The following is an 8,138-nucleotide window of genomic DNA, read 5'->3' on the forward strand; positions in this document are numbered from 1 at the left end:
TCAGATCGCCGGCGCGATCTCAGCTTTCGTATGCGGGGTAGGCGGCGTCCCGCTCCGCGATCACCTGCGGCCTGGCCGGCCAGGCGATCGCGAACGCCGGATCGTCCCAGCGCGCGCCGCGCTCGTGGCCCGGCGCGAACGCCCGGTCGATCTGATAGAGCACGTCCGTCTCCGGCTCCAGGGTCAGGAACCCGTGCGCCACCCCGGGTGGAATCAGCAGGGCGCGGCCGGTCCCGGCCGACAGCTCGGTTCCCGTCCAGCGCCGGTGCGTCGGGCTGTCCGGACGCAGGTCGACGGCCACGTCGAAGATCCGTCCCCGGACCGCCCGCACCAGCTTGGCCTCCCCGTGCTGCGCGGCCTGGTAATGCAGCCCCCGCAGGGTGAGGGCCGCGTGGTTGCGCGACAGGCTGGTCTGCACCGGAACGAAGGGAACCCCCGCCGCGGCGAATTCCTCCGGGCAATGCAGCCGCGCGAAGAAGCCCCGGGCGTCCGTGACCGGCTCCAGGTCCACAGCCACGACGCCGGCGATCTCGGTGGACTGGAACCGCATCAGGATTGGACCGCCACCTCCGGCGAGGCGGTGACGAAGCGCCCGCCCCAACCGCGGACATAGGCCAGCTGTCCCATGATCTCGTCCTTCAGGTTCCACGGCAGGATCAGCACGTAGTCGGGCCGCACCTTGGCCACCATGTCCGGGGCCAGGATCGGCACATGGCTGCCAGGCAGGAAGCGGCCCTGCTTGTGGGGGTTGGCGTCGAAGGCGCAGACTAGGTCCTGCGCCGTCGTCCCGGCGTAGTTGAGGAAGGTGGCGCCCTTGGCCGCCGCGCCATAGGCGGCCACCGTCTTCCCCTCGGCCCTGGCCCCGCGCAGGAAGGCGAGGAACCCGTCGCGCACCGCCTCGACCCGGCCCGCGAAGCCCGCATAGGTCTCGATCCGCCCAAGCCCCGCCGCCGCCTCTTCCGCCCGCAGGCCCCGCAGCGCCTCGGTCTCCCGGTGGGCCGAGGCCCGGTGCGCGCAGAACAGCCGCAGCGACCCGCCGTGAGTGGCGAGCCGCTCCACGTCGAACACCCGCATCCCCCGGCTCGCCAGCACCCGCTCCACCGCCAGCAGCGACAGGTAGGAGAAGTGCTCGTGGTAGATGGTGTCGAACTGCACCTTGTCGATCAGGCTGAGCAGGTGCGGAAACTCGAACGTCAGCACGCCTTCCGGCTTCAGCACCCTGGGGAATCCGGCCACGAAGTCGCCGATGTCCGGCACGTGGGCCAGCACGTTGTTGGCCGCCATCAGGTCGGCCTGCACCCCGCGCGCCGCCAGCGCCTCACCGGTCGCGGCGTTGAAGAACGCCACCTCCGTCGGCACGCCGACCGCCCGGGCGGCCTCGGCGGTGTTGGCGCTGGGCTCGACGCCCAGCACGGGCACGCCCATGGCCGCGAAGTGCTTCAAGAGGTAGCCGTCGTTGCTGGCGATCTCCACCGCCAGGGACTGCGACCCCAGGGAAAGCCGGTCGGCCATCGCCTCGGCGTAGCGCTTGGCGTGCGCCACCCAGCTGGGCGAATAGGACGAGAAATAGGCGTAACCGCCGTCGAAGATGTCTTCGGCCGCGACGGGATCGTCCACCTGCACCAGGAAACAAGCCGGACAGACGCGGGCGTGCAGCGGATAGGCCCGCTCGGTCCCGGCCTCCAGCTCGGCCCTGGTCAGGTACGAATTGGCCAGCGGCTGGTCGCCCAGGTCGAGGAAACTGTGGGTGAGCGGCGTCTTGCAGAAGCGGCACAGGGGGGCGTCGGTCATGGCTGGCGCTCATAGCCCTCGATCTGTTCCAGGCAAAGCGCCAGCGCATCCTCGCCGGCCGCCTGCCGTCGATGCCAGTCCATGGTCAGGGCCACGGCCGCGGGCCCGTCCAGCCGGCTCTCGAAACCCAGGCTCCGCCGGGCGAGGCCGGTGTCGATGGCCAGGGCGCGCGCCTCGATGGAGGCGGGGTCGGGCTCGTACCGCCACGGCGGGGCGCCCAGGGCCCGGGCGGCCAGGGTCGCCAGTTCCCCGACGCTGATCTCCGCCCCGCCGGGCCGCGGACCGAAGTTCAGCGCCCGCGGCGTGGCCGGGTCCTGCACCAGGGCTTCGGCGTAGACTAGGTAGCCGGCGGCGCAGTCCAGCACATGCTGCCACGGCCGCGTCGCCTCCGGATGGCGCAGGCTGACCGGCTCGCCGCGGGCCGCGGCCCGCACGATGTCGGAAACCAGCCGGTCGGGCGAGATGTCGCCGCCGCCGATCACATTGCCGCCGCGGGCGGTGGCCGCCGGCACGCCGGCCTTGTCGAAATAGCTGCGCGCGAAACTGGCCACCACCATCTCCGTCGCCGCCTTCGACGCCGAATAGGGGTCCTTGCCGCCCAGGGGCGCGGTCTCGGTGAAGGCCTCGCCGGTCTCGGCGTTGGCGTAGACCTTGTCGGAGGTGATCGCCAGCACGGCCCGCAGGCCGGCCTGTCCGCGCAGGGCGTCCAGCAGATGCGCGGTTCCCATCACATTGGTGGCGAAGGTCTCCACCGGCGCGGCGATCGAGGCGCGCACGATCGGCTGGGCGGCCATGTGCAGCACGATGTCGAACGCCTCGGTCCGCAGCAAGCCGGCCACCGCCCGGCGGTCGCACAGGTCGACGAGGTTCGACGCCGCCAGGTCCGCCACCCGCGCAAGTTCGAACAGGCTCGACGGCGCCTCCGGCGGCAGGGCCAGGCCGGTCACCCGCGCGCCCAGCCTCCGCAGCCAGATCGCGGTCCATGCGCCCTTGAATCCCGTATGCCCGGTGAGCAGGACGCGCCGGCCGTTCCAGAACCCGGCGTCGGGCCGCCTCATCGCCAAAGCCGCCAGGGCGCCTCGCCGGAGGCCCACAGGGCCTCGAGGTGATTCTTGTCGCGCAAGGTGTCCATGGCCGCCCAGAAGCCGTCGTGGCGGAAGGCCATCAGTTGATGGTCCCGGGCCAGCGCTTCCAGCGGCGCGCCCTCGAAGCTGGCGCCATCGCCCTCGATGCGCCCGATGACCTCCGGCTGCAGCACGAAGAAGCCGCCGTTGATCAGGCCGTTGTCGCCCGGCGGCTTTTCGATGAACCGCTCCACGCGGCCCGCGTCGATCTCCAGGGCGCCGTAGCGGCCCGGGGGCGACACGGCGGTCACCGTGGCCTGCTTGCCGTGCGCCTTGTGGAAGGCGGCCAGCCCCGCCAGGTCCACGTCGGCCACCCCGTCCCCATAGGTGAAGAAGAACGGCTCGCCCGGATCCAGGTAGCTCGCCACCCGCTTCAGCCGCCCGCCGGTCATGGTCTCCGCCCCGGTGTCCACCAGGGTCACCCGCCAGGGCTCATGATTGGTGGCGTGGTACTCCACCGCCCCGCTCGCCAGGTCGACGGTGAGGTCGGCGTTGTGCATCACATAGTTGGAAAAGTACTCCTTGATCATGTAGCCGCGGTAGCCCAGGCAGACCACGAAGTCGTTGAAGCCGAAGTGCGAGAAGAGCTTCATGATGTGCCAGAGCACAGGCCGCCCGCCGATCTCGATCATCGGTTTGGGGCGCAGGTGGCTCTCCTCGGAAATCCGCGTCCCCAGGCCGCCTGCGAGTATGACCGTCTTCATGCGCGCATCCCGCAGGGCCGCCTCTTGCGGCGGCTCGCCCCCATCCTGTAACCCGGTTCCTCTTATCGTGGGTCGCGGGCGCAATGAAGCCCGATCGCAGGGCCTGCGGCCTTAACGCCCGCCGCCGCGGCCCGGGCCCGGAGACCCCCATGGGCGCCCTCGTGGACTTCATCGTCGTCGGCGCGCAGAAGGCCGGGACCACGGCCCTGTTCGACTACCTCGGCGACGAGCCGGGGCTGGCGCTCTCCGACGTGAAGGAAGTCCACTTCTTCGACGACGAGAACCTCGACTGGACGTCGCCGGATTATGGCCGCTACCACGCCCGCTTTCCCGCGCCCGACGGGCGGCTGCGCGGCGAGGCGACCCCGATCTACCTCTACTGGCCGCAGAGCCTGGAGCGCATCCGCGCCTACAATCCCGCCGTCCGGCTGATCCTGATGTTGCGCGATCCGGTGCAGCGGGCCTGGTCGCACTGGCGCATGGAGTACGCCCGGGGCGTCGAGACCATGCCCTTCGCCCGGTGCATCCGCGAGGGCCGGCGGCGGCTGTTCGACGCCGAGCCCTGGGGCCACCACCGGGAGTTCAGCTACGTCGAGCGCGGCTTCTACGGCGAACAGGTGGAGCGGCTGCTGCAGCTCTTCGCGCGCGATCAGCTGCTGATCCTGCAGTCCGACGACCTGCGCGCCGATCCCAACCGCGTGCTGGCCGCCGTCCGTGGCTTCCTGGGCCTGCCGTCCCGGCCGCCGGCCGTCGCCCCGCGCGAGGTGCATGTCGGCCGCGAGATGGACTACGGCTCCACGCTCACGCCGGCCGACGCCGAATTCCTGCGCGAGATCTACGCCCGCGACAGGGCGCGCCTGGCCGCGCTCACCGGCCTGAGCTTCAACTGACGCCACATTTCCGCCCCGGCGACCCGCAAGCTGGCGGCCTGCCGAGGCGATCCGAATGACCCGCCGCACTCCTGCGCTGTTCCTGGCCGTGTCGCTCTGCGCCTGCGCCCCGCCGCAGGCCTCGGGCGCCGCGCGGCGCGCCCCCGCGGGCGCGCCGGCGCTGAGCTTTCCCCTTGCCTGCAGCATCGGAGCCGGGTGCGAGGTGCAGCACTATGTGGACCGCGACGCCGGGCCGGGGGTGCGCGACTACCACGGCGGGCGGCGCACCTACGAGGGGCACAACGGGATCGACCTCCGCATCGCCGACATGGCGGCCGAACGGGCCGGCGTGAACGTGCTGGCCGCCGCCCCGGGGCGGGTGGCGCGGCTGCGCGACGGGATCCCCGACGTGTCGATCCGGGCGGCCGCGGCCCCGGACGTGGACGGCCGGGAATGCGGCAACGGGGTGGTGATCGACCACGGCGGCGGCTGGGAGACCCAGTACTGCCACCTGCAGCAGGGCAGCCTGCGGGTCAGGGTCGGCGAGACGGTGACCGCCGGCGAGCCGATCGCCCGTGTCGGCCTCTCCGGGGACACGGAGTTCGCCCACATGCACCTCAGCGTGCGGCATGACGGCCAGGTGGTCGACCCCTTTGCGCCGGCGGCCGGCGCCGGCCCCCTGTGGGACGCCCGGGCGATGAAGGCGTTGACCTACAAGGCCGGCGCCGTGCTCAACGCCGGCTTCGCGTCCGGTCCGACGAGCATGCAGGCGGTGGAGGACGGCGGCGTTCCCAAGCCGGACGCCAATTCGCCAGCCCTGGTCGCCTACGCCCGCGCCATCGAGCTGGAGGGCGGCGACGAGGTCGAGCTCATCCTCAAGGGGCCGGACGGCGCCGTCCTCGCCCGGGACCGCAAGCCCCTCGACCGCGACAAGGCCCAGCACCTGCTGTTCGTGGGCCGCAAGCGCCCGCCGACGGGCTGGACGCCGGGGACCTACCGCGCCGACTACACCGTCTATCGGGGCGGGCGGGCGGCGCTCGCGAAGAGCTTCGAGATCCGCTTCTGACGGGCGGCGCGCGAGGACCTCAGCCCTCGGGCGGCGCGAGCGTCAGTACGCCGAACTTCGCCATCCAGAGCAGGCCCCGCTCGATGAAATAGCGCCGCGGCTGCGGAAAACCGGCCAGCAGTTCCGCCGCCGGCAGGCTTCCCGCCGACAGCGCCTCCAGGATGGCGGCGACCTCCTCAGGGGTCGGGAAGGTGGTGGTGATGAACGAGGCCAGCGGACCGCCGAGCCGGCGCCGCGCCACGGCCGCGTCCATGCCCGGCGCGGCGGCCAGGCGGGTGTCCGGCCCCAGGTGGGCGGTGGCGTAGCCGGCGAACAAGCGGAAGGGATCCATCCGCCAGGGATTGTCCTGCAGCGGTTCCGGCGGCGCCGTCCCGTGACCGCTCGCCCGGCGCCGGGCGTCGAGCTCGCCCCACAGCGCCTGGTAGCGGGGGATGATCGCCGCCCAGTCGAACTCGGCGCGGGCCCGGGCCTGCGCCGCCTCCCCCATCTGGCGGGCGATGTGCGGGTGGCGCACGAAGACGGCGATCGCGGTCGCGGCGCGGTCCAGGTCGACGGCGGTGAACTGCGAGGCGGCGCCCACATAGCTGGGGTAGTCGATCCAGCCGTCGGCGTAGCGGTGCGCGAGGTCCCGGCCGAAGCCCGGGCGCGGCGTCCAGGTGGGGATCCGGAACCCGTCGACATTGTCCCGCACGGTGTCGCGATAGCCGTTCCAGTCGGTGACGATGCACGGCAGGGCGGCGGCCATGGCCTCCACCGGCGTCAGGCCGAACGTCTCCTGGACGTTCTCGGACAGGCTGATGAAGAAGTCCGCCACCGACCAGATGGAGAACCGGGTGTCGGGCGGCCGCCCGTCGACCGGCACGTATCGCACCGACGGGCACAGCGCCCGGGCGCCCTCGTGGAATCGCGCTTCGGCCTGCGGGTCGTCGCTCCAGCCGGACAGCACCCAGACGATCGGGCGCGCGGTCTCCCGCGCGGCGCGCTCCAGGGCCAGGGCCATCACCGCGGGGTTCATCTTGCCGTGGAGGCTGAACCGGCCGACGTAGAGCGCCACCACGGCGTCCTCGGCGATCGCCAGGCGCTCGCGCCAAGCGGCGCGGTGCGCCCCGGAGCGGGTGAAGTCGGCGGTGTTGATCCCCAGCGGGATGGTGGCGCGCTGCGGCTCGGGCGCGCGCCGCGGGCCGAACCGCCGCGCCAGGTCGTCGCGGAAGGCCTCGATCTGGGTCTCCACCGCCTGGCGCACCGCCTGGGACGTGCAGATCAGGGCGTCATGCGGCTCGGTGGGCGCCAGCAGCAGCTGGCCGATGTCCGCCTGGATCTCGGCGCTGGAGGTGGTGTGGGTCAGGCCGCAGAGGGCGTAGGCGCCGGCGCCGAACGGCCGCCGCTGCCAGGCCTCGCGCCCCACGAACGGTCCGGTCAGCTGCACGACCCCCGCCGCGCCGAGCCCCCGCCGGTTGCGCCGCCCGATCCATTCCAGCGGCCGGGCGGGCGGGTGCAGCCCCTGCACCAGGGCCTCGAGCTCCGCCTGCGGACGGCCCGCCGCGTTCCAGAACCGGAAGCGATCCACCTGCCCGTGCCGCAGGAAGCCGCGCAGAAAGCTCTCTCCCGCCGAATGACGGCCCATCAGGATGGGATTGGAGGTGAGGTAGGCCTCCGGGTCCAGGTAGAGGGCGGCGTTGGCGCGCATGACTCTGCATAGCCCGCGACGCCAGGACTCGCCGCAAAAAGAAAGGGCCGCCCCGAAGGGCGGCCCCGATAGTCGTCCGTCTGAGCCGAAGCTTAGACGATGTTGGTGTCGGAGATGTCGGCGATCGTCCGGCCGACCAGCACCACCGCGTCTTCGTAGGTGCCGTTGTTGGCGCCGGTGTCGACGAACACCACCACGTCGCTGCCGACCTGGATCGCGACCACGTCCGCAGTCCCGGCGGCGATCACCCCGTTCGCCGCAGTTTCAGCGGACGCGAAGTCGGTAGCCGTCGATTCGAGGTAGGTGACGCCCGGGCCGTTGAAGTGCAGCCGGTCGTTCGCGCCGTCCCAGTCGTTGATCAGGTCGAACGCGCCGACCGTCGAGCCGGAATCGCCCGCGGAGAACACGAACCGGTCCGAACCCGCGCCGCCGATCAGGATGTCCTTGCCCGTGCCGCCGGTGATGGTGTCGTTCTGCGTACCGCCGTCGATGGTGTCGGTGCCGGCGCCGCCAATGAGAACGTCGCCGCCCACACCGCCGCTGATGCTGTCGGAGTTGGCGCCGCCGGTGATGGTGTCATCGCCAGCATCGCCAGTGCCCACGTTCATCGTGCCGGCCGTGGCCGCCGCACCCAGGTCGATATTGTCGTCACCGTCGCCACCGGAGATGGTGTCCGCGCCGCCCAGGCCGACAAGCGTATCAGCGCCGCTTTCGCCGAAGATCGTGTCGTTGTCGCCGCCGCCGGTGACGCTGTCATCGCCCTGGTTGCCGTTCAGCAGGTCGACGCCGCCGGCGCCGGTGATCGTGTCGTTGTCCTGGCCGCCCAGCAGGGTTTCGCCGCCGGTCGGGCCTTGGTTGGCGCCGGTGATGACGTCGTCGCCTTCCTGGCCGTTGGCG

8 protein-coding genes are annotated in these 8,138 nt (G+C 72.1%); 2 read left to right on the plus strand and 6 right to left on the minus strand.

Translation table 11 applies throughout. The annotated features are described in order from the left end of the window. Nucleotides 1–19 precede the first annotated feature (19 nt). From VGL30_RS13000 to rfbF, 4 genes are read right to left on the minus strand one after another with little or no spacing between them, the layout of a single operon-like run. The gene (locus tag VGL30_RS13000; RefSeq protein ID WP_331540423.1) at nt 20–550 is read right to left on the minus strand and encodes a dTDP-4-dehydrorhamnose 3,5-epimerase family protein; all 531 of its coding nucleotides are present in this window, start codon (nt 548–550) and stop codon (nt 20–22) included. Beyond that, complete coding sequence (locus tag VGL30_RS13005) at nt 550–1,791, minus strand: class I SAM-dependent methyltransferase (RefSeq protein WP_331540424.1); 1,242 nt, start codon at nt 1,789–1,791, stop codon at nt 550–552. Before VGL30_RS13005 ends, VGL30_RS13000 begins: the two co-directional genes overlap by 1 nt. Beyond that, nucleotides 1,788–2,849: a CDP-glucose 4,6-dehydratase gene (rfbG, locus tag VGL30_RS13010; RefSeq protein ID WP_331540425.1), complete on the minus strand. Its 1,062-nt coding sequence runs from the start codon at nt 2,847–2,849 to the stop codon at nt 1,788–1,790. Before rfbG ends, VGL30_RS13005 begins: the two co-directional genes overlap by 4 nt. Beyond that, complete coding sequence (gene rfbF / locus VGL30_RS13015) at nt 2,846–3,619, minus strand: glucose-1-phosphate cytidylyltransferase (RefSeq protein WP_331540426.1); 774 nt, start codon at nt 3,617–3,619, stop codon at nt 2,846–2,848. The genes rfbG and rfbF overlap by 4 nt, the downstream gene beginning before the upstream one ends. Before the next feature lie 149 nt (nt 3,620–3,768). Here rfbF and VGL30_RS13020 point away from each other — a divergent pair, with 149 nt between their 5' ends. Beyond that, nucleotides 3,769–4,509, plus strand: a complete 741-nt coding sequence (locus tag VGL30_RS13020; protein WP_331540427.1) for a sulfotransferase domain-containing protein — start codon at nt 3,769–3,771, stop codon at nt 4,507–4,509. Between the two features lie 55 nt (nt 4,510–4,564). Continuing rightward, complete coding sequence (locus VGL30_RS13025; RefSeq protein WP_331540428.1) at nt 4,565–5,554, plus strand: M23 family metallopeptidase; 990 nt, start codon at nt 4,565–4,567, stop codon at nt 5,552–5,554. A gap of 19 nt (nt 5,555–5,573) precedes the next feature. On the opposite strand, the gene VGL30_RS13030 is transcribed toward VGL30_RS13025, so the two are convergent. After that, the gene (locus VGL30_RS13030) at nt 5,574–7,241 is read right to left on the minus strand and encodes a glycosyltransferase family 4 protein (RefSeq protein ID WP_331540429.1); all 1,668 of its coding nucleotides are present in this window, start codon (nt 7,239–7,241) and stop codon (nt 5,574–5,576) included. A 92-nt stretch (nt 7,242–7,333) separates the two neighbouring features. Beyond that, on the minus strand, nt 7,334–8,138 hold an 805-nt coding region (locus tag VGL30_RS13035; RefSeq protein ID WP_331540430.1), incomplete at its 5' end, for a calcium-binding protein.

This window comes from Phenylobacterium sp. (assembly GCF_036502675.1).
Lineage (GTDB): Bacteria > Pseudomonadota > Alphaproteobacteria > Caulobacterales > Caulobacteraceae > Phenylobacterium.

Excerpts from the sequence above, each read along its gene's own strand:
- VGL30_RS13000 (WP_331540423.1), bottom strand. The coding sequence starts at position 550 with ATGCGGTTCCAGTCCACCGAGATCGCCGGCGTCGTGGCTGTGGACCTG.
- VGL30_RS13005 (WP_331540424.1), bottom strand. The coding sequence starts at position 1,791 with ATGACCGACGCCCCCCTGTGCCGCTTCTGCAAGACGCCGCTCACCCAC.
- rfbG (WP_331540425.1), bottom strand. The coding sequence starts at position 2,849 with ATGAGGCGGCCCGACGCCGGGTTCTGGAACGGCCGGCGCGTCCTGCTC.
- rfbF (WP_331540426.1), bottom strand. The coding sequence starts at position 3,619 with ATGAAGACGGTCATACTCGCAGGCGGCCTGGGGACGCGGATTTCCGAG.
- VGL30_RS13020 (WP_331540427.1), top strand. The coding sequence starts at position 3,769 with ATGGGCGCCCTCGTGGACTTCATCGTCGTCGGCGCGCAGAAGGCCGGG.
- VGL30_RS13025 (WP_331540428.1), top strand. The coding sequence starts at position 4,565 with ATGACCCGCCGCACTCCTGCGCTGTTCCTGGCCGTGTCGCTCTGCGCC.
- VGL30_RS13030 (WP_331540429.1), bottom strand. The coding sequence starts at position 7,241 with ATGCGCGCCAACGCCGCCCTCTACCTGGACCCGGAGGCCTACCTCACC.